The 21,126-nt window shown below is 61.3% G+C and carries 20 protein-coding genes; 4 read left to right on the forward strand and 16 right to left on the reverse strand.

Annotated features, from left to right (window positions below; genetic code table 11):
• Positions 1–9: 9 nt before the first annotated feature.
• The gene (locus AC1MEK_RS21710; protein WP_480398336.1) at positions 10–972 is read left to right on the forward strand and encodes an NAD(P)H-quinone oxidoreductase; all 963 of its coding nucleotides are present in this window, start codon (positions 10–12) and stop codon (positions 970–972) included.
• 109 nt (positions 973–1,081) lie between these two features.
• Here AC1MEK_RS21710 and AC1MEK_RS21715 read toward each other — a convergent pair whose 3' ends face one another.
• From AC1MEK_RS21715 to AC1MEK_RS21740, 6 genes are all read right to left on the reverse strand, one after another.
• Positions 1,082–1,735, reverse strand: coding sequence for an HAD family hydrolase (locus AC1MEK_RS21715; protein WP_480398337.1), 654 nt, complete (start codon positions 1,733–1,735; stop codon positions 1,082–1,084).
• 186 nt (positions 1,736–1,921) lie between these two features.
• On the reverse strand, positions 1,922–2,911 hold the full coding sequence (locus tag AC1MEK_RS21720) for an ABC transporter ATP-binding protein (RefSeq protein WP_480398338.1): 990 nt from the start codon (positions 2,909–2,911) through the stop codon (positions 1,922–1,924).
• A gap of 1 nt (position 2,912) precedes the next feature.
• Positions 2,913–3,710, reverse strand: coding sequence for an ABC transporter permease (locus AC1MEK_RS21725; protein ID WP_480398339.1), 798 nt, complete (start codon positions 3,708–3,710; stop codon positions 2,913–2,915).
• The gene (locus AC1MEK_RS21730) at positions 3,697–4,539 is read right to left on the reverse strand and encodes an ABC transporter permease (RefSeq protein ID WP_480398340.1); all 843 of its coding nucleotides are present in this window, start codon (positions 4,537–4,539) and stop codon (positions 3,697–3,699) included. The genes AC1MEK_RS21725 and AC1MEK_RS21730 overlap by 14 nt, the downstream gene beginning before the upstream one ends.
• A complete protein-coding gene (locus AC1MEK_RS21735) occupies positions 4,536–5,342 on the reverse strand; it encodes an alkaline phosphatase family protein (RefSeq protein WP_480398341.1) in 807 nt (268 codons plus the stop codon). The genes AC1MEK_RS21730 and AC1MEK_RS21735 overlap by 4 nt, the downstream gene beginning before the upstream one ends.
• Before the next feature lie 171 nt (positions 5,343–5,513).
• Entirely contained in the window at positions 5,514–6,590 is a 1,077-nt protein-coding gene (locus tag AC1MEK_RS21740; protein WP_480398342.1) for an ABC transporter substrate-binding protein, read from the reverse strand.
• A 376-nt stretch (positions 6,591–6,966) separates the two neighbouring features.
• Between AC1MEK_RS21740 and phnR the strand changes: the two genes are divergently transcribed.
• Positions 6,967–7,686 (forward strand): phosphonate utilization transcriptional regulator PhnR, encoded by a 720-nt coding sequence (phnR, locus tag AC1MEK_RS21745; protein ID WP_480398343.1) that lies wholly within the window; start codon positions 6,967–6,969, stop codon positions 7,684–7,686.
• Positions 7,687–7,695: 9 nt separating this feature from the next.
• Here the strand turns inward: phnR and AC1MEK_RS21750 are convergent, their stop codons facing one another.
• From AC1MEK_RS21750 to minC, 6 genes are all read right to left on the reverse strand, one after another.
• Complete coding sequence (locus AC1MEK_RS21750) at positions 7,696–9,885, reverse strand: mechanosensitive ion channel family protein (RefSeq protein WP_480398344.1); 2,190 nt, start codon at positions 9,883–9,885, stop codon at positions 7,696–7,698.
• Between the two features lie 225 nt (positions 9,886–10,110).
• Positions 10,111–11,400 carry a M18 family aminopeptidase gene (locus tag AC1MEK_RS21755; RefSeq protein WP_480398345.1) on the reverse strand — a complete coding sequence of 430 codons (1,290 nt, stop codon included), beginning with the start codon at positions 11,398–11,400 and terminating at the stop codon, positions 10,111–10,113.
• 349 nt (positions 11,401–11,749) lie between these two features.
• The gene (locus tag AC1MEK_RS21760; RefSeq protein WP_480398346.1) at positions 11,750–12,385 is read right to left on the reverse strand and encodes an RluA family pseudouridine synthase; all 636 of its coding nucleotides are present in this window, start codon (positions 12,383–12,385) and stop codon (positions 11,750–11,752) included.
• 94 nt (positions 12,386–12,479) lie between these two features.
• The gene (gene minE / locus AC1MEK_RS21765) at positions 12,480–12,734 is read right to left on the reverse strand and encodes a cell division topological specificity factor MinE (protein WP_166593368.1); all 255 of its coding nucleotides are present in this window, start codon (positions 12,732–12,734) and stop codon (positions 12,480–12,482) included.
• Positions 12,734–13,546, reverse strand: a complete 813-nt coding sequence (minD, locus tag AC1MEK_RS21770) for a septum site-determining protein MinD (protein ID WP_480398347.1) — start codon at positions 13,544–13,546, stop codon at positions 12,734–12,736. Before minD ends, minE begins: the two co-directional genes overlap by 1 nt.
• A gap of 202 nt (positions 13,547–13,748) precedes the next feature.
• Positions 13,749–14,495, reverse strand: coding sequence for a septum site-determining protein MinC (gene minC / locus AC1MEK_RS21775; RefSeq protein WP_480398348.1), 747 nt, complete (start codon positions 14,493–14,495; stop codon positions 13,749–13,751).
• A gap of 155 nt (positions 14,496–14,650) precedes the next feature.
• On the opposite strand from minC, the gene AC1MEK_RS21780 reads away from it, so the two are divergent.
• Together AC1MEK_RS21780 and AC1MEK_RS21785 are read left to right on the forward strand one after the other, a co-directional pair.
• Positions 14,651–15,583, forward strand: a complete 933-nt coding sequence (locus AC1MEK_RS21780; protein ID WP_480398349.1) for a lipid A biosynthesis lauroyl acyltransferase — start codon at positions 14,651–14,653, stop codon at positions 15,581–15,583.
• A 17-nt stretch (positions 15,584–15,600) separates the two neighbouring features.
• Complete coding sequence (locus AC1MEK_RS21785) at positions 15,601–16,836, forward strand: patatin-like phospholipase family protein (protein WP_480398350.1); 1,236 nt, start codon at positions 15,601–15,603, stop codon at positions 16,834–16,836.
• A 141-nt stretch (positions 16,837–16,977) separates the two neighbouring features.
• On the opposite strand, the gene AC1MEK_RS21790 is transcribed toward AC1MEK_RS21785, so the two are convergent.
• From AC1MEK_RS21790 to AC1MEK_RS21805, 4 genes are all read right to left on the reverse strand, one after another.
• Entirely contained in the window at positions 16,978–17,832 is an 855-nt protein-coding gene (locus AC1MEK_RS21790; protein ID WP_480398351.1) for a pirin family protein, read from the reverse strand.
• A gap of 211 nt (positions 17,833–18,043) precedes the next feature.
• Entirely contained in the window at positions 18,044–18,859 is an 816-nt protein-coding gene (locus AC1MEK_RS21795; RefSeq protein WP_480398352.1) for an MlaA family lipoprotein, read from the reverse strand.
• Entirely contained in the window at positions 18,852–20,150 is a 1,299-nt protein-coding gene (locus AC1MEK_RS21800) for a serine/threonine protein kinase (RefSeq protein ID WP_480398353.1), read from the reverse strand. Before AC1MEK_RS21800 ends, AC1MEK_RS21795 begins: the two co-directional genes overlap by 8 nt.
• A 760-nt stretch (positions 20,151–20,910) precedes the next feature.
• Positions 20,911–21,108, reverse strand: a complete 198-nt coding sequence (locus tag AC1MEK_RS21805) for a hypothetical protein (protein ID WP_480398354.1) — start codon at positions 21,106–21,108, stop codon at positions 20,911–20,913.
• Between the last annotated feature and the right edge of the window lie 18 nt (positions 21,109–21,126).

Below are 21,126 nucleotides of genomic sequence, written 5' to 3' on the forward strand. Positions count from 1 at the left end.
GGAGGCACCGTGAAAGCATTGCAAGGCGTTGAAGGTCAAGTGGAATGGGTTGAGCAGCCGTCACCTGCACTGGATGTCGGTCAGGTGCGTATAAAGGTTGCAGCAGCGGGCCTCAATCGTGCCGATCTGTTGCAGCGCGCAGGGCTCTATCCACCACCGCCCGGGGTTACGGAAATCCTTGGCATGGAGTGCTCCGGGGTGATCGCCGAAGTCGGTCCGGGCACTGCCTGGAGCCTTGGAGACCGCGTCTGCGCGCTGGTTGCGGGCGGGGCGATGGCCGAAGAAGTGGTGGTTGATGCGCGCCATGTGTTGCCGGTTCCCGAGGGCATCTCGTTGCACGAAGCGGCGGGTATTCCGGAGGTGTATGCAACCGCCTGGCTCAACCTGTTCCAATTGGCAGGTCTCAAACCCGGCGAAAAAGTTTTGTTGCACGCCGGAGCAAGTGGCGTTGGTTCAGCCGCCATTCAGCTGTGCAAGGCCTTCGGCAGCCCGTGCTGGGTGAGCGTGGGGTCGGCTGATCGTCTGGCTTACTGCGAGGAACTCGGTGCCCAGGGCGGCGTGCTTCGTGGCGAGAGCCTGGACGGCCTGAGCGACTTCGCTCCGTTCGACGTCATTCTCGACCCGGTCGGCGCCAACTACGCAGCCCTCAACCTGAAAGTGCTGGGCACCGATGGCCGTCTGGTGCTGATTGGTTTGATGGGCGGGCGCAAGGCGGAGCTGGACCTGGCGTTGGTGTTGGGCAAGCGCATCCAGCTGCTGGGCTCGACCCTGCGCAGCCGTGATGATCAGTTCAAGGCCGATTTGCTGGCCGATCTTGGGCAGCACGTCTGGCCGCTGTTCAGCGAAGGGCGTCTGAAGCCACAACTGGCGCGCAGCTTTCCGATCCTGGAAGCGGAAGCGGCCTACGCGGAGTTGGCGAGCAATCAGGTGTCGGGAAAAGTGGTGCTAGTGATTGATGAGAGCTTGAAATAAAGCTCTCAGCATTTTGTTGCTCGACCCGTAGCAGTCCGGCTTGCCGGCGATAGCGTCCTCATCAAGATCACTGTCGCCGGCAAGCCGGACTGCAACGAAGGGGAGCGTGTCATTTCCAGTCGTGAACCGGCCAGCCTGCTTCTTGCGCCGCCTTGCGCAGTACTGCATCCGGATTAACCACATGGGGAAAATCCACCTTCTGCAACAACGGCAAATCATTACGCGAGTCCGAATAGAAACTCGCGCCTTCAAGGTTCTCTTCCTGCTGATCCAGCCACTCCAGAAGGCGGGTGATCTTGCCTTCGCGGTAGGTCAGCACACCGGTGGTTTTGCCGGTGTAAACGCCGTGAGCCACTTCTAGATCGATCGCCAGCACTTCATCCACGCCAATCCGTTCGGCAATCGCCTGCACCAGGTGCACGCCGGAGGCGGAGATGATCAGGATGCGGTCGCCGTTGGCGCGGTGTTCGGCGATGGTTTTGGTGGCGTCGCTGAAGATGATCGGTTCGATGTAATCCTCAACCCACGGGCCGACCAGAAAGTCCACTTCTTCGGGTGTGCGGCCGATCATCGGCTCCAGGCTGAAGGCCATGTAGTCTTCCATGGCCAGTTCGCCGCGGCTGTAGGCGGCCATGAGTTCCTGGTCCTTTTTCATGAAGGACTCGGGATCGACCCAGCCCAGCCGGCCCATCTGCTCGCTCCAGAGGCTGGCGCAGTCGCCGTGAATCAGGGTTTCGTCCAGGTCGAAGATGGCTAGGGCCATTGGTTTACATCCTCTTAATTCGATACGTGTACAGGTCTGCCGGTCGCCGCCGCCCCTGTGGGAGTGGGCTTGCTCACGAAAGCTGACTTCCAGGCGCCGAGTATCGTTGAATGTACCGGCCCTTTCGTGAGCAAGCTCACTCCCACAGGTTACTGGCCTGGCGGGAGGTCTGCGTCAGCGTCGCGATCAAGCAACCGCGCAAAGCGCGTCTGCTTCAATGTTCAGGGTGACCCGTTGCCCGTTCGGGTGCAAGTCGGCGGCGGAGCGGTTGAGCACGTCGACCACCAGTTCCACGCCACGCGCCTCGACGCGGTAGCGAATCACGTTGCCGAGCAGGCTGTGGCTGCGCACTTCGCCTTCCAGCGAGCCGGTCAGGCTCAACTGGATGGCCTCCGGGCGAATGGCGACGCGGCTGTTGATCGGGCGCTGCATCAGCTTGGTCGCGTCTTCGGCTTCCAGCAGGTTGTAGTTGCCGATAAAGCCTGCGGCGAAGGCATCGGCCGGGGCGGTGTAGAGGGTTTCGGCGTCACCGCTCTGGACGATCCGGCCCTGGTTCATCAGGAAGATGCGGTCGGACATGGTCAGCGCTTCTTCCTGATCGTGGGTCACGAAGATGGTGGTCAGGCCCAGTTCCTGCTGGATCGCGCGGATCTGTTCGCGCAGGTGTTTGCGAATCCGCGCATCCAGCGCCGACAACGGCTCGTCGAGCAGCAGCAGGCGCGGGCGGGTCACCAGCGAGCGGGCCAGCGCCACACGCTGGCACTGGCCGCCGGACATCTGATGCGGGTAGCGCTTGGCGAAGTCGGTCAGTTCCACCAGCTTCAACACTTCGGCCACGCGCTGTTTCATTTCATCGGTGCTGACCTTTTGCATGCGCAGGCCGAAGGCGACGTTCTGCTCCACGTTCATGTTGGGAAACAGCGCATAGCTCTGGAACACCATGCCGATTCCGCGTTTCTGTGGTGACACCGGCACGATGTTCTTGCCATCGAGAAAGATCTTGCCGCTGGTCACTGAGGTCAGCCCGGCGATGCAGCGCAGCAGGGTGGATTTGCCGCAGCCGGAAGGGCCGAGCAGGGTGACGAATTCACCCTGGTTGATCACGCAGTTGATGTCGCTGAAGACCGCTGTGCTGGCGTAGTTCTTTTGCAGGTTTTCGACGCTGACGAAGCTCATATCAGTCTTTGTCCTTGTTCAGTCGGTTGGCCGCCCAGGTCAGCAGCAGTACGAAGAAGAAATAGGAGATCACCAGCGCACTGTTGAAGTGGCCGCTGCTGTTGCGCATGTTGTTGAGGTATACCTGCAGCGTCTCGTAACGGGTGCCCACCAACAGGTTGGCGAACACGAACTCGCCGAACAGGAAGGAAAACGACAGCAGCAGGGCGATCATCAAACCTTTGCGCAGGTTGGGCAGTACCACCAGATACGCGGCCTGAAAGGTGCTGGCGCCGAGCAGTTGCGCGGCGTCCATCAGGTCGACGATGTTGATCGCCTGCAGGTTGTTGGTGATGGCCCGGTACATGAACGGCAGGGCGACGGTGAAGTAGCAGCCGATCAGAATCCACGGCGTGCCGACCATCGCCAGCGGCCCCGAGCCGTACAGCTGCAGCAGCCCCACCGACGACACCACCGGCGGCACCGCGAAGGGCAGCAGGATGAGGATGTTCATCAGCGCGTCGAGTTTGGGGAAGTGGTAATGCACCACGAACAGCAGCGGCAGAATCAGAACCACCGACAGAATCAGCGCGCCCACGCACACCAAAAGCGACTGGCCGAAGGCGAACAGAAAGCGCGGGTCGCTCCACAGCGCCAGGTACCATTTGTAGGTCAGGCCGCTGGGCAGAATGGTCGCCGACCAGCTGGTGGCGATGGAATAAATGAAGGTGCCCAACAGCGGCGCCAGCAGGATCAGAAACAGCAAATACACCACCACGCGGTGGTAGAGCCCGACCGGGCCACGTTCAGCGCGAGACATGGTAGCTCCTCTTCAACAGCCACTGATGCACGATCGTGACGAGGGTCATCATGCCCACCAGAATCATCGCCAGCGCGCTTGCCATGTTCGGGTCCAGCGAGATGTCACCGGCGACCATCGCCGCGATGCGGATCGGCAGCACGTTGAAATTGCCGGTGGTCAACGCGTAGACCGTGGCGTAGGCGCCCAGGGCATTGGCCAGCAGGATCACGAAGGTGCCGAGCAGGGCTGGGGTCAGCACCGGAATGCCGATGTGCCGCCAGAAGTCCCAGGTGCTGGCGCCCAGCAAGGATGCCGACTCGCGCCAGTCATCGCGCAGGGCGTCGAAGGCCGGATAGAGCAACAGCACGCCCAGGGGAATCTGGAAGTAGGTGTAGAGAATGATCAGGCCGGTTTTCGAGTACAGGTTGAAGTCGTCGATGATTCCGGCCTGCTTGAGAATCAGGGTCAGCGCGCCGTTGAAACCCAGCAGGATGATGAAGGCGAAGGCCAGTGGCACGCCGGAAAAGTTGCTGGTCATGTTGGCGAAGGCGCTGACGAAATCCCGCAGGCGCGAGGGCACCTTGCGCAGGGAGTAGCTGCCCAGCACCGCGATGACGATGCCGATCAGGCTCGACCAGAAACTGATCTCCAGGCTGTATTGCATGGCCTGGCGATAGAAGCGCGAGTCGAAGGCGCGGACGAAGTTGTCCACCCCCCAGCCGGCTTCCGAGCGCAGGCTGTTGATCGCCACCCAGGCCAGCGGCGCCAGCTCAAAGGCGATGAAGAACAGGGCAAAAGGCACAAGGCACAGCAGCGCCAGGCCCTTGCCGCGGGTTTGAGTACTCACTTGAGCAGCTCTCCAGAGACGGGTTTGTCGTGCGGCACGCCGAGCAGTTGGCAGACCGTGCCGCAGATTTCGGTCTGCTTCGGTTGGGCGTCGGGGTCGAGGCTGAAGGCATCGCCAATGACGAACAGCGGGGCTTCGCGCTCTTCGGGCAGGATGCCGTTGTGCGAGCGGTCGTTGTTCATGCCGTGGTCGGCGGTCACCAGCACCTGGTAACCGGCGTCGAGCCAGCGCTGCAGGTATTCGGCCAGGATGATGTCCGCCGAACGCGCGCTGTTGCGGTACTGCGGGGTGTCCAGGCCGTGTTTGTGCCCGGCGTCATCAATGTTCATCGGGTGGATGAACAGGAAATTCGGCGAGTGGGCGGTTCGCAGATGCTCGGCATCGTCGAACAGGTGTGAGTCGGGGTAGTGATCGACGTAGTAGAAATGAGCGTGCTGGATCGGCAGGTCGAGGTCGTCGGTGTGGCGATCCCGCGAAGCCACGAAGGGGCTCTTGTTGTACAGCTCGCTGACCCAGTGGTAGGCCGCTGCTGCGGTTGTAAGCCCAGCTGCTGACGCGTAATGAAACACGCTGCGCTGGTTGGACAGACGGGAAACCTGGTTGTGCACGATGCCGCTGTCGATGGGCGCAACGCCGGTCAGGATGCATTCGTACAGCGGGCGGGACAGCGCCGGCAGCTCGCACTCCAGCTTGTACAACGCCGCCTTGCCGGCGTTGCGGTACGCCAGCAGATGCCCCATCGCATGCTGGGCCACGCTGTAGCTGAGGCCGTCCAGCAGAATCAGGATGACGTTGTGTTTCATGGCATCTCCGGGGGATTGGCGTGACGGCGTGCGGTGATGATTGTGGGAGCCGGCTTGCTGGCGAATGCATTCGTTCAGACGCATCAATGTTGACTGAAAAATCGCATTCGCCAGCAAGCCGGCTCCCACAGGTTTCGAGGTGCTTGTGCCTCATCCATGAGGCACGGGCTATTACTGCATCTCGACGATGACCTGCTCGTTCCACTTCTGCGGCAGTGCCTTCGAGGTCTTTTCCCACGCGTCGGCGTTCTTGATCGGCTGTGGGTTGGCCTTGACGTACTGCTCGGACGGAATCAGGTTTTTGGCGATCTCTTCCGGCAGCTTCAAGCCGGTTTCGGCGCGGATCGGGCGGGCGTTGCCCTTGGCCAGGTTGATCTGCCCTTCGTCGCTGAAGATGTATTCGCGGGTCAGCTTGGCCGCGTTGGGGTGCTTGGCGTATTTGTTGATGATGGTGGTGTAGCCCGACTTGACCGAGCCATCGGATGGAATCAGCACCACGTAGTCATCCGGGTTGGCCATCTTGGCCTTGTAGCTCAGGCCGTTGAAGTCCCAGACGATGCCGACTTCCACTTCACCCTTTTCCATGGTCTGGATGGTCGGGTTGTTGATGCCCAGGCGTTTTTGCTTGGCCAGCTCGGTGAACAGTTCCAGGCCCGGCTGAATGTTGGTTTCGTCGCCTTTCATGGCGATGGCCGCCGCCAGTACGCCGTTGGCTGCCTGTGCCGCAGTGCCCACGTCACCGATGGTGACCTTGTACTTGCCGTTTTTCAGGTCAGCCCATTTGGTCGGCACGTCGGAGCCGTGCAGCAGCTTCTTGTTGACGATGAACGCGATGGTGCCGGTGTAGGCCAGCGCCCAGTGGCCGTCCTTGTCCTTGGCCCAGTCCGGCACCTTGTCCCAGGTGGTCGGCTTGTACGGCTGGGTCACGCCCTTGGCCACGGCGATCGGGCCGAAGGCGGCGCCCACGTCACCGATGTCGGCGCTGGCATTGTCTTTTTCCGCGTCGAACTTCGCCACTTCCTGGGCCGAGCTCATGTCGGTGTCCATGTGCACCAGGCCGTACTTGGCGGTGAGGTCGGTCCAGGTGCCTTTCCAGTTCGCCCAATCGTCGGGCATGCCCACACTGTTGATCGCGCCTTCGGTCTTGGCCGCGGCTTCCAGGGTCTTTAGATCGGTGTCAGCGGCCATGGCCGAGGTGCTCAGCGCGATGGCCGAACCCAGAAGTGATGCCAGCAAAAGGTGTTTCATTCGAAGCTCCTTTGGTCTTGGACTTGGCGACGTTTATTCAGAAAGGGTCGCCTAAGTGCTCGGTGCGATTGGGTTGGTCTAGATCAGCAATACCTGAGCCAAGTTAGGCGAGTCTCATGACACTTTCGTGTCTGGACTGGCTTTTGCTTATGTACCGTGTGGCGCAGGCGGACGCTGTGAAGTAAGCGTAGACCATGGCCAAGTGACTGATATGAAAAGGCTAATTTCTTTTTATTGGGTTATTTTTCAAGCACATCGCGCTGGATTGTCACGTAACAGTCATCTAGGCTGCCTACGCTCAATGGCATTGAAACCGGCCTTGGAGTGTTGGGTTTTGCCCTCATACAGTGCTGGTCTAGTCCAGATAGGTAACGCAATGCGCCAGGAAGTGCCTCGAGCGGTGACGACGATCTGCAATGCCCTGCAGGAGCAGATCGAGCATGGCCTGCTGCCGCCCGGCAGCAAGCTGCCCGCCGAACGCAAGCTCAGTGAAGTATTCGACACCACGCGCATTACATTGCGTGAGGCGCTGGTGCAGCTTGAGGCTCGGGGGCTGATCTATCGTGAGGAACGCCGCGGCTGGTTCATCTCGCCGCCACGCCTGGCCTACGACCTGATGCGCCGCAGCCACTTTCACGCCATGGTTGAGGCGCAGGGCCGGGTGCCGGCCACTCAGGTGATTTCCGCGCGCTTGCAGCCTGCTTCAGCGGCGATCTGCGAATTGCTGCAACTGCCTGCGCTGTCGAGCGTGATCCAGATCTGCCGCGTGCGGCGCATCGACGAGCGGCTGGTGCTGTACGTCGAGCACTACCTGAACCCCGAGTTCTTTCCGCAGATCCTGGATTTCGACCTGAATCAGTCGCTGACCGAGCTGTATGCCCGGCATTACGACATTCGTTACGGGCAGGTGCGTTTCGAGATGGTGCCCACCGCATTACCGGTGGAAGCGGCTGCGGCGCTGAAGGTGTCGATCGGCAGCCCGGGCTTGCGCATCGCCCGGGTCAACCATGACCAGCGTGGCCGGCTGATCGATTGCGATCTGGAGTATTGGCGCCACGATGCGATTCATGTGAGCGCGATCGTGGCGGATGTTTGATGGTTTGAATCAACTATTCGCGGAATCGCCTTTCTTGCCGCGCACCTCACTCACGCTCCCGCCGCTGGTGCTCACCTGCACGTTCAGACGCGGGGTGGCCAGGTCCATGCCGGCTTCATCCATGTAGCGTTTGAGCGCCAGGTTGAACGCCCGGGACACTTCCCACTGCTTGATCGGCGCGGTCTTGAAGCGGGCGCGAAGGATGGCGTTGCCCGAGTCGAAACTCTCCACGCCCTGAATCTCCAGCGGCGACCAGATGTTGCGCCGTTGCAGCGGGTCGGTGCGCATTTTCTGGCCGACGTCGCGGATCATCTTCAAGGCGTCGTCGATGTTCATGCTCGACGGAATCGCGATGCGGAAGATCGAATAGCCGAATTCCCGCGAGTAGTTCTGGATGCTCTTGATCTCGCTGAACGGGATGGTGTGCACGATGCCGTCGATGTCGCGCAGGCGTACGGTGCGGATGGTCAGGCCTTCGACCGTGCCCAGGTGCCCGCCGACGTCGACGTAGTCGTCGATGGCCAGCGAGTCTTCGATGATGATGAACAGGCCCGTGATCAGGTCCGCCACCAGCGACTGCGCACCGAAACCGATGGCCAGGCCGATCACACCGGCACCGGCCAGCAGCGGCGTGACGTTCATGCCCATGTTGGCCAGCGCGACGATCACCGCGATGATGAAAATGGTCACGAACAGCACGTTGCGGATCAGCGGCATCATGGTCTGCGCGCGGGCGTTGGCCAGGCCCTTGCGCGAGCGGGTGAGGGCGTGATGGATGGCCGTGTCGGCGAGAATCCAGATCAGCCAGGCGAACATCAGCGTGGTGGCGAGGCCAATCACCCGCACGCTGATGTCATGGCCGTCGCCCTCGGCGAAGCGGATCAGCGACAGGCCCCAGACCCGCAGACCCAGCTCGATGAAAACCAGCCACACCAGCAGGTGGAGCACGGTGTAGAAGAAGCTTTTCAGCCGATCCGAGTACAGCGCATGGCGTTTGTGGCCGTGGGCCGGCTTCTGTGAATGCCTGCGTACCAGGCCGTTGATCACCATGCACAACACCAGCAGCACGGTGCAGATCAGCGACTGACGCAGCGCGGTGCTGGTGTCACCTGCCGAGAAGAACGTGGCGAACAGCGACACGCCCACCAGCGCCAGTGCCGGGAGAAACCAGAAGCTGCCGAGAATCTCGATGGTGTCGCTCAAGGCGCGACGCTTCAAGCGACGGTTCAGCGGCTGGTTGCGGATCAGGTGGGCGATAGGCCGGCGGAAACGAATCACGAACAGCCCGGTGGATAGCGCCGCCATGACATTGGCCAAGGTCGCGGCGGTGTGGGCCAGGTGCACACCCAGGCTGGCGACCAGTCGCGGATCGCTCAAGGCCTCGCCGAAGGCGGCAAAGCTGCCGATCCACCACAGCGGCCTGAATGCCTGATGACGCAGGATGTACAGCGCCTGATGGCGATGCGGGCCATCGAGCAGGGAAAAGGCGATCACGCAGATGGCCGAGAACAACGTACCGACCACCAGCGCGTAGGCGAGCACCATCGCCAGATCGCGGCCCAGCGACGGCGGCAGCGAGTAGCTCAGGTAGATGGTGATCACCAGCGCGATCAGCCAGGGGCCGAGTTTGCGCAGGGCAAACCGCAGCATGTCGGTGGGGCGCGGGTGTTGCGGCAATTCTTCAGACAAACCGAAGCGCACCCGCACCCGATGGCTGAGCCAGATCAGCGCCGAAGCCAGCAGGCTCCACAGCGCGAGTACCACCGCGAAGCTGAAGATGATAGGCCACCACTGGTTGGCCGGCAGCATCAGGGTCATCAGCTCCTGCTCGGCCTGCTCGATCTCGAAGCCCCAGCGGCTCAGCGGGCTGTCATCGCCGGTGAACTGTTTCTCGAATTCCGACAGCGTGCTGCCAATCAAGCCCAGCACGCCTTGCTCGGCATTGGGCTGGGCCTTCTTGGTGGCGTCGCGCAGCTTCTTCAGGTCCTCCAGCAACTTGGCCCGCTGCTGATCGTTTTCCAGCGAGGTGATCACTTCGTCCAGCGACTGGCCCAGCGGCTCCTGCGCCTGGGGCTGGGCTTTCTGGCCGCCCAACAGGCTCGGCAGGCCAGCGGCCTGAGTCAGGGCGAACGGGAACAGCGCAAGCAGGCAGATCAGCAGCAGACGCGAGAGAACACAGAAGCGGGAAGGGACAGTCACCGGGCAGTCAACCTCGAATCGGCAGGGCTTTTTGATTGTAGACATCGTCATGTCGACACAGCAGACGTCGGCATGTACATCGTCAAACCGACACCACGCATGCTGGCATGGACATCGCCCCCGTAGCAGCACGGCTTGCCGGCGGGAGCGGAGTGTCAGTCAACATATTCAGCGCTGACCCACCGCCCCGCCGGCAAGCCGGACTGCTACGGGATCATCAATGCCTTACGGCAATTCGGCACTGGCATAGAACGCGGTCAACACTTTTACCAGATGCGCCAGGTCTTGGCTGCCAGCCAGTTCACGGATCGAGTGCATGGCGAAGGTCGGCAGGCCGATGTCCACCGTGCGCACGCCCAGGTGGCCTGCGGTGATCGGGCCGATGGTCGAGCCGCAGGCCATGTCGCTGCGCACCACGAAGCTCTGCACCGGCACCTCTTCGGCCATGCACAGATGACGGAAGAAACCGGCGGTCTCGCTGTTGGTGGCGTAGCGCTGATTGTTGTTGACCTTGATCACCGGGCCCGCATTGAGTTTCGGGCCGTGGTTGCCGTCGTGTTTTTCTGCGTAGTTAGGATGCACGCCGTGGGCGTTGTCGGCGGAAATCAGCAGCGACTTCTGCACAGTGCGCACATAGTCGTCGCCTTCAGGCAGCAGGCGTTGCAGCACTTGTTCCAGCATCGGGCCATCGGCGCCGCAGGCGGAGGTCGAGCCCACTTCTTCGTGGTCGGTGCAGATCAGCAGGCAGGTCTCGTCGCCATCGGCATTGAGCAGGGCTTGCAGGCCGGCGAAGCACGACAGCAGATTGTCCAGCCGGGCGCCGGCGATGAACTCGCCGTTCAGGCCGATGACCGCTGCGCTCTGGGTGTCGTAGAAGCTCAGCTCGTAATCGAGCACCACGTCGGCGTTCAGGCCGTGCTCGCGGGCCAGTTGGTCGGTGAGCAGGGCGCGGAAATCCGGGCGCTCGTCTCCGGCGACCTGGGCGAGAATCGGCGGCAGTTCGTTCTGCGGGTTGATCGCCCAGCCTTCGTTGACGGTGCGGTTCAGGTGGATGGCCAGGTTGGGGATGATCGCGATCGGCAGTTTGAAATCGATCAACTGGCTTTCGACCTTGCCGTCACGGCGGAAGGTCACGCGCCCGGCCAGCGACAGGTCGCGGTCGAACCACGGGGCGAGCAGGGCGCCGCCATAGACTTCCACGCCCAGCTGCCAGAAGCCCTGGCGCTGCAGTTCAGGCTGCGGCTTGACCCGCAGGCACGGGCTGTCGGTGTGGGCGCCGACCAGACGAATGCCACCGATCAGCGGCGACAGACGGCCCAGTTTGAAGGCGACGATGGAGGAGTCGTTGCGGGTGACGTAGTAGCGGCCACCGGCTTCGGTGTGCCAGGGCTCGCGCTCGTCCAGACGCTGGTAACCGGCGCCTTCCAGACGCTGCACCAGGCTTGCGGTGGCGTGAAACGGGGTGGGAGAGGCCTTGAGGAAATCGATCAGGCCTTGGTTCAACTCTTCTCGCATAAGTGACTCCAGACGGCAATGGCGGGGAGTTTACCGCTGTATTCAGGCAGGGGCGAGTGGGGGGGGCGCAAAGGTTGGGTTGTTTATAGGGTTGGCTTGAGATTCTTACTTTGATGCCTTTCAGGCCTATTCGCCAGCAAGCTGGCTCCCACATTTTTTGCAACGTACCGCTGTCTGATGGATCTCCATGTCCGCTTTGGTGCCGGGCTTTTGGGCGGACTAGGAGATCCATCAGGCCATGGCACGTTTAAGCAAATGTGGGAGTCAGCTTGCTGGCGAATAGGCCTGAAAGGCATCAGAGTAATGATTTAAAGCCAATACTTTGAGGCCAACACCTTAAACCCAAGCGTTAAAACGGCGCCGCACACTCAATCCGCATCCGCTCTTTGCTCACCGGATGCGTAAAGGTCAGCATGCTCGCGTGCAGGCACAGCCGCGGATACGCCGCCAGCGCCTCAGGATGTGCATACAGCCCATCGCCCAGCAGTGGATGCCCGATCGACAGCATGTGCACGCGCAACTGGTGCGAGCGGCCGGTGATCGGTGTCAGTTCGACCCGGCAGTGGGTGTCGTGACGCTCAAGCACCTTCCAGAAGGTCAGCGCGTGTTTGCCGAATTCGTGATCGACCACATGCCGGGGTTTGGTCGGCGGGTCGTAACGCAGGGGCAGGTCGATGCTGCCGCTGTCCAGCGCCGGTTGGCCCCAGGCCAGCGCGGTGTAGGCCTTTTCCGTTTCCCGGTCATGAAACTGCCGGGACAGCTCGCGGTGCACATCGGCGTTGCGCGCCAGCAGGATGATCCCGGAAGTTTCCCAGTCCAGACGGTGCACGATCAGCGCGTCCGGGTAGCCGTTTTCCTGCAGGCGCGTGATCAGGCAGTCCTTGTTGTCGTCGGCGCGGCCGGGCACCGAGAGCAGCAGGGTCGGCTTGTTGATCACCAGGACGGCATCGTCCTGATGAAGAATCTGTACGTTGGACAGCGGCATCAAACACTCTCGTTACAAACGCCAACGGCGGCTCGCTCGCCCGGCCCCCGCAAAGGGTCCGGACCAACGAGCCGCCGTGGCGACGTCTCTTGAATCAACGATCAGGCAGGGTGATGTTGAGTTCCAGAATCGAATAGCTGCCCTCGTTATCCAGGGCAACCTGCACTTTGTCGTCCTCGATCTGGACGTATTTACGGATCACTTCGACCAGTTCCTTCTGCAAGGCAGGCAGGTAATCCGGGGTACTGCGTTGGCCGCGTTCGTGCGCCACGATGATCTGTAGACGCTCTTTCGCAACCGACGCGGTACTGGGCTTTTTGTTGGCACGAAAGAAGTCAAAAATATTCATTAGTTACCCCCGAACAGGCGTTCGAAAAATCCTTTTTTCTGTACGTCCAGGAAGCGGTGCTCGCGATCTTTGCCCAGCAGACGGTCTACGGTGTCGCTGTAGGCCTGGCCGGCATCGCTCTGGTCATCGAGGATGACCGGCACGCCCTGGTTGGAAGCCTTGAGAACGGCCTGGGATTCCGGGATGACGCCGAGCAGCGTCACAGCCAGGATTTCCTTGACGTCTTCAACGCCCAGCATTTCGCCCTTGCTCACGCGCTCCGGGTGGTAGCGGGTGATCAGCAGGTGTTCCTTGATCGGGTCTTCGCCGTTTTCGGCGCGGCGCGATTTGCTGGCCAGCAGGCCCAGCATGCGGTCCGAGTCACGCACGGAAGAGACTTCAGGGTTGGTCACGACGATGGCCTCGTCGGCGAAATACATCGCCAGGTGAGCGCCTTTCTCGATACCGGCCGGCGAGTCGCAGACCACGTATTCGAATTCTGCCTTGAGCTCGGTCAGGACCTTTTCCACGCCTTCCTGGGTCAGCGCATCCTTGTCACGGGTCTGGCTGGCGGCCAGCACGTACAGGTTCTCGATCTTCTTGTCTTTGATCAGGGCCTGCTTGAGGTTGGCTTCGCCGTTGACCACGTTGACGAAGTCGTACACCACGCGACGCTCGCAACCCATGATCAGGTCCAGGTTACGCAGACCGACGTCGAAGTCGACGATGACTGTCTTGTGGCCGCGCAGTGCGAGGCCGGTACCGATAGCGGCGCTGGTGGTGGTCTTGCCCACACCACCCTTGCCGGATGTAACCACGAGAATCTTGGCCAAGGTGTATCACCCCTAGAGGAAAACAGGACTCATGAAGTCCCTGAATAGCCCCGCCCGAGTCGCCGCGAATGAGCAAAGATGGAAACGTGGAGCCGGTTAAAGCGTCCCTGACCGAGAAAACCGCTGTTTCCCCGAATTTCCTACGTCCTTTGCCTCGAATTCGCCACGAATCTGCGTTGCTTGGAAAATGGCGCAGTATCCGTTAAAGACGGGTGATGTTCAACACGTCGCCGGACAGACTGACCTGTACCCCGGCCCCCCACAGTGGATCCCTGCGCAGGTCTTCGGAAACCTTGTACTGGCCTGCGATGGAGATCAGTTCGGCGACCATCTGCTGGCAGAAAATCCGCGCTTTGGTGTCGCCTTTGATCCCCGCCAGGGCCCGACCCCGCATGGGGCCGTAAACATGGATGTTGCCATCGGCGAGAAGTTCCGCACCGGGGCTGACCGAGGAAATCACCACCAGGTCAGAACCCTGCGCGTAAATCTGCTGGCCGCCACGCACCGGAGCCGTGATTATCTTGGTCGGCTTGATCAACGGCTCAGGCGGTTTTTCGATCACTTCGGGCTTTTTCTTCACCTCGCCTTCCGTCGGATCGAGCGGCCGTTCCCGCGCACCCGATGGTGGCAAAACGGGCAGGTCGATGGCGATGGCGGCGGCGATGTCTTCGATACGGTTGGCGCGAATGGCCAGGGTGCGCAGGCCGTGCTGACGGCAGACGCGCATCATGCCCGGCAGATCGACTGCGCCCTCGTTGGGTGGCAGTTTGTCCAGCGCCAGCACCAGCGGGGTGTTGCTGAAGAAGTTCGGCGCCTGGGCGACTTTGGCCGCCAGTTGACGATCCAGGGCTTCGAGGTTGTTGCGGCCCAGTTCCAGCACGGTGATGGCCAGCATGCTGCCCTTCAGCTGGAACACGGGATCGGTGTCTTGCAATTCGATTTGGCTCATGTCGGCATACAGCGGCTTGTCGCTAAAAGTGCCGAGACTTATAACGAGAACGCCCGCCAGCCGCAAGGGAGGCGCAATGCCCAAGTGCGGATGCGAGGTCACCGAGGCCGGCTTTCCGATGTAGAATGCCCGCCTTTGTCCCGATGGAAGCTGTAATGGATCGCCCGCGTTTTCAAGCCCGATTTCTTCACCCCCGCTACTGGCCGCTGTGGCTGGGCCTGGCGCTGCTGTGGCTGGTGGTGCAGTTGCCGTTTCGCGCGCTGGTCGCGATCGGCCGCACCCTGGGCGCGATCATGTATTACTTCGCCACGGACCGCCGGATCATCGCCAAGCGCAACCTGGAGCTGTGTTTCCCGCAGTACTCCAAGGCCGAGCGCAAGCGCCTGCTCAAGGAAAACTTCGCCTCCACAGGCGTGGCTTTTTTCGAGATGGCCATGAGCTGGTGGTGGAGCCCGGCGCGTCTGGCCAGGCTGGCGCATATTCAGGGCCTGGAACATCTGCAGAAAGCTCAAGGCGAAGGGCAGGGCGTGATCCTGATGGCGCTACACTTCACCACCCTCGAAATCGGCGCCGCCCTGCTCGGGCAAAAGCACACCATCGACGGCATGTACCGCGAGCACAAGAACGCGCTGTTCGACTTCGTCCAGCGCCGGGGCCGCGAGCGCCACAATCTGGACTCGATCGCCGTTGAGCGCGAAGACGTGCGCGGCATGATCAAGCAACTGCGCAAGGGGCGCGCCATCTGGTACGCGCCGGATCAGGACTACGGCGCCAAGCAGAGCATTTTCGTGCCACTGTTCGGCATTCAGGCGGCCACCGTGCCGGCCACCAGCAAGTTCGCCAGCCTGGGCCGCGCCATCGTGGTGCCGTTCACCCAGCGGCGCCTGGACGACGGCAGAGGTTATCAGCTGATTTTGCATCCGCCGCTGACCGACTTCCCCGGCGAGAGCGACGAGGCCGACTGCATCCGCATCAACCAGTGGGTCGAGCGCGCGGTCACCGAATGCCCCGAGCAGTACCTGTGGGCCCACCGGCGTTTCAAGAGTCGCCCGCCGGGGGAGCCGAAGCTGTATAAGAAGCGTGGCTGAATTAATGAGCTGAGCCCATGACCACAAGCGCCATCGAACAACAAACAGTCAACAGCGCTTCACAGGTTCCGGTCGGCACCGAGCCGGTCACCGGGTTGATCCTTTCGGGCGGCGGCGCCCGGGCCGCCTATCAGGTCGGGGTGCTGGCGGGCATCGCCGACCTCTTGCCGATCGGCGCGAAAAACCCGTTCCCGGTGATCGTCGGCACCTCCGCTGGCGCCATCAATGCAGTGAAACTGGCCAGTGGCGCCGCGCAGTTTCGTACCGCCATTCACGAACTGACCGACTTCTGGCAGAGCTTTCGCAGCCATCAGGTATTGCGCAGCGACTGGGCCGGGGTGATTCGCCAGGCCTCGCGATTCTTCGGGCGCAGCCTGTTGGGCATCGGTCGCAAACAGGTGCCGGTGGCGCTGCTCAACAGCTCGCCGTTGAAGGATTTGCTCACCGAACGGCTGAACCTGGATGGCATCGAGGAGGCCATCGAGAGCCGCCATCTGCGCGCGGTGGCGGTCACGGCCTTCGGCTATGAGTCGGGGCAGGCCGTGACCTTCTATCAGGGAAAGGGCACCATCGATTCCTGGTTGCGGCATCGGCGGATCGGCCTGCCGACCCGTCTGACCGTCGATCATCTGCTCGCCAGTTCGGCGATTCCGCTGCTGTTCGCGCCGGTGAAACTGGAGCACGAATATTTCGGTGATGGCGCGGTGCGTCAGTCCGCGCCGATCAGCCCGGCGCTGCATCTGGGCGCCAATCGGGTGCTGGTGGTGGGCGTCAGCGGCAACCCGCGCGGGCCGGGCGCCAATGTGCCGGTACAGCGCGCGGTGAGCGGCGCACAGCCGAGCCTGGCGCAGATCGGCGGGCACATGCTCAACAGCACCTTCATCGACAGCCTGGAAAGCGACATCGAGCTGCTGGAGCGCCTGAACCTGCTCAGCCGCATGTTGCCGGTGCCGCCCGAGCCGTCGCCGCAGGTGTCGGAGCAACCGACGCCTGCGCAATCACTGGCGCCGGTGGAAGTGCTGGTGATTTCCCCCAGCCAGCCCCTCGACGAAATCGCCGCCCGCCACCGCCGCGAACTGCCGCCGGCGCTGCGCACTTTCCTGCGCGGCCCGGGCGCGACCAAGACCAGCGGGGCAGGGGTGCTGAGCTATCTGTTGTTCGAATCGGGGTATTGCAGCGAGCTGATCGAACTGGGCCGCCGCGATGCGCTGGCCCAGCGGGAGCAGTTGATGGGGTTTTTGCGGGTGCAATAACGTTTGTGCGTGCACCGCAAATCATTGTGGGAGCCGGCTTGCTGGCGAATGCGTCAGGTCAGACACAACGAAGTTGAATGACACACTGCATTCGCCAGCAAGCCGGCTCCCACAGGTTTGAAGCTCGCGGGGTCGCGCTTTTCAGTCAGTCAGCTTGTCATCCCGAAAATCGCGCAGCGCCTGTTCGATCTCTTCGCGGCTGTTCATCACGAACGGGCCGTATTGCACGATCGGCTCGCCCAGCGGCTTGCCGGCAATCAACAGCACCCGGGAGCCATTGCGGGTGCTGATACTGATCTCGCCGTGCTCGGACAACCGCACCAGGCGGCTCGCCGCAACCTTCTGCGGCTGGCCCGCCACTTCGATCTCGCCTTCGTACACGTACAGCAGCACGCGATGGCCGTCCGGCACTTTCGGGCTGATGCTCTTGCCTGCAGGCAGGTGCAGGTCGAAGTACTGCGGCTCGGTGTCGGGACGCTGCACCGCGCCGGCCTGTTGCGTCTGGCCGTCGTCGAACTGGCCGGCGATCACCACCACATCGATGCCGTCTTTCGTGGTGATGCGCGGAATGCGCTCAGGCTGGATGTCGTCGTAGCCGGCCGGACCCATCTTCGATTTGCCCGGCAGGTTCAGCCACAGTTGGAAGCCGCGCATCACGCCTTCTTCCTGCTCGGGCATTTCGCTGTGGATCACCCCGCGCGCGGCGGTCATCCACTGCACGCCGCCGCCTTGCAACAGGCCGACGTTGCCCATGTGGTCTTCGTGGCGCATGCGGCCTTCGAGCATGTAGGTCACGGTTTCGAAACCGCGATGAGGGTGGGGCGGGAAACCGGCGATGTAGTCGTCGGGCTTGTCGGAGCCGAATTCATCGAGCATCAGGAACGGATCGAACGCCTCGACGCCGGGGCCGCCGAACACCCGGGTCAGCTTGACGCCCGCGCCATCGGAAGTGGGTTGACCGGCTTGGATCGACAGGACTTTGCGTAACTGAGTCATAGGGGCCTCACGGCAGAACAGGTGGAATGGCGCCTATGGTATGCGTGTTTATGCGATAGATGGGTGGGATTTTTGCGGGGTATCCATCAAGAGTTTCGATGTTTATACGATTTGCTGTAGGAGCGAATTTATTCGCGAAAATCGACCAGGCGATGCATCCTCGTCGCCTGATCCATTGTTCGCGAATAAATTCGCTCCTACAGGTTTTGCATCATTCGGCAATCTGCAACTTGCGCGCTTCGGTGTACACGTACCGCACCTTCTCATACTCGAACGGCGAATCCATCTGCCCGTAGCGGAAGCTGGTGGTGTAGCGCTTGTCGATGGCGCGCAGCAGGTACAGCTCAGGGTGGTCCTCGCTGACCTGCGAGACGTTCAGGAAGTTGATCTGCGATTCGGCCGCGAAGTCGAACGCCAGGCCACCGGTGTCGCGGAAGTTCGACGGGCCCAGGATCGGCAGGACGAAATACGGCCCGGCAGGTACGCCGTAGAAGCCCAGGGTCTGGCCAAAGTCTTCGGTCTGCTTGGGCAGGCCCATCTTGGTTGCCGGGTCCCACAGCCCGGCGATGCCCAGCGTGGTGTTGATCAGCAGGCGCCCGGTGACTTCCATCGAGCGCTTGCCCTTGAACTGCAACAGGCTGTTGAGCAGGTTCGGCACATCGCCCAGGTTGCTGAAGAAGTTGCTCACGCCGGTGCGCAGGAAGCTCGGTGTGATGTATTTGTAACCGTCGACCACCGGCAGGAACACCCACTCGTCGAAGCGGTAGTTGAAGTGGTAGACGCGGCGGTTCCAGGATTCCAGCGGGTCATAGACGTTCAGCGCGTTGAGCGTCGAGCGCTCGAACTCCTGCTGGTCCAGCCCCGGGTTGAATTTCAGCGACTTCAACGGCTCGGTGAAGCCGTCCGGGTTGTCGACGCGCTTGACGGGAGCTGCCTGGGAAACGATAGGCGCATCGGCGGCCTGGGCGATGCCGGCAACGGCACCGGCGCACAGCAGCGCGCCGGTCAGCAAAAGATGTTTAGCCACGGAAGAACTCCAGCATGGCGTCGCTGTTGACGCGATAGTTCATGTTGCCGCAATGACCGCCATACGGATAAACGGTCAGGCGATCGCCAAAGGTCTTGCGCAGGAAACCCAGGTCGCCCGGGCCCAGGATCACGTCGTCGGCGTTGTGCATGACGGCGATCTTCTTGCTGTTGGTCAGGTAATCCTTGAGCGCGTACAGGCTGACCTGGTCGACCAGTTGCAGCAGGCTGCCACCGTCGGTGCGGGCACGCCACATCGGGATCACCTGTTCGGTCACGTAGCAGTCGAAGTCGCATTGCAAGGCGCGCTTGAGGAACGGCGTGAGGCTGGTGCCCTCGCTGATCGGCGTCTTGGGTGGCGTGATCAGGCCGCGGCGGTTGATCAGGTCGGAGGTGAAGGCGATGTCGGCCGCCGAGAAGCGGAACGAGGTGCCGATCAGCATCGCCATCTGCTCGTTGGACAGGTGCTGCTTGGACTGCTGGAAGTCATAGAGCAGCGCGTCGTTGAGGTCGATGTAGCCTTTTTCGCGGAAGTAGCGGGTCAGCTTCTGCAAGACCAGTTCATAAAAGGTGGTGCTGTTGGTGATGCCCTTCACCTCGGTCTGGACCATTTTGTCCAGGTTGGTGATCGAGGTGTAGAGGTTCACCGGCGGGTTGATCAGCAGCACTTTCTTGAAGTTGAAACTGCGGCGGGTCTCGTCCAGCTTGCTGACGAAGGCCGCGTCCAGCGCGCCGAGGCTGTAGCCGCTGAGGTAATACTCGGTGACCTGCAGCTTGCTCTGCTGGGCACGAATGGCCTGCATCACCCGGTAAAGATCTTCGGCGTCTTCGCTGGTCACGCCCGGCGTGGCGAAGCGTGAGGCGGCGCTCATGAAGTCGTAGCTGGTGGGCGAAGAGAGCTGTACGACGTTATACCCGGCTCCGTAGTACAGGCGCTTGAGGTATTCGTTGAGGGTGCTGTTGTAGGGCGCGCCGGTGCCGGCGATCAGAAAGATCAGCGGCGCGGGCTTGTCCTGTTTGGCCAGGCGATAGCGCAGCTTCTTCACCGCCCAGAAATTGTCCGGCAGGGTGAATTCACGGTCCGGGCGCAGGGTCAGGCTGTAGTCGTCCTGATTGATGTCGGCGTCTTCAGGCACCTTGGCGCGCAGATCGGGTGGGGTCGTGGCGATGGTCGCTTCAAACGGGTTGGTCAGAGGGTAGCCATAGCTGGACGGATCGACGTCGACCGCCATCACGGACGCACTCAAGAACAGGCCGCCAGACAGGGCGGCGAGGCGTAAAAAACGAAGCATGACTGAATCCCTTGGGAAGAAGTGCTGTTGAGATACGCAGGCTATGACACAGGGGATGTGCGAAAAGTGCCGTAGTGGCATTTGTGCATGAGTCGTTGTTCACCCCTGTAAACCCTAGGCGACAATACACGTTCTGGCTCTGCTGGCGTGTCAGCTTGTGCTTTTTATGTGCGACAGATTGGGTTTTGGCTCGGTCCGTAGCAGCACGGCTTGCCGGCGGGGCGGTGTGTCAGTCGACATCTTCGTCTCAGGTACACCGCCTCGCCGGCAAGCCGTTCTGCTACGGGGAAGGTGGGAGCAGAACGGGCTGTTCAAACGCCAGACAGCATAAAGGGGAGCCGAGGCTCCCCTTTAAATCGTTGCACGTGCTCTTTTTTATTGTTCTAGGGCGGTCTGTTGTTGTTTTTGGCAACCGGTCCCTTCACAGCGTTTTGGCGGTCCCCATCCGGGACACAAGAGCAAACGTATTTTTTTGAGCGCTTATCTGCTTTGGTCCGCTTCGCTATCGCGATGGACCCAACCCGTTCGGACGCTGCCTTGAAGCAGTTTTATTGTTCTCTGTAGGGCTGTGAGGCCAAGGCCTCTGTAAAGCACATCTACTCCAAAAAAATCAGTTGGCTGCGTCTCTGTACCGTTGTTCTTGTTATGTCAGAGCCGATTCATCTTGTTTTTATTGGGTTTTCACAATTTTTTGTTTTTGTTATGCCAGAGATATAGCAGGTGGCGTGCCAACTTTTTAAAACCCTTTAAAATCAATGGCTTAAAATTTTTTGCTCTTTTCGGGAAGGGGTTTCTTCAGCGATTCTGTTTCCGTGTTACCCGGATTCTGATGGGCAATCCCCGCATCGGTAACACAATGTGTTTCATCTCTCGTTTCTCGGATACGTCGCGCAAGGCAGCGTTTCCTGGCCCGCTTTTTCTTGCCACTTGAAGCTTGCAGCTTGGTGCTGACGTTCATGCATGCAATTTTCGGACG

The organism is Pseudomonas sp. 2, assembly GCF_056627435.1.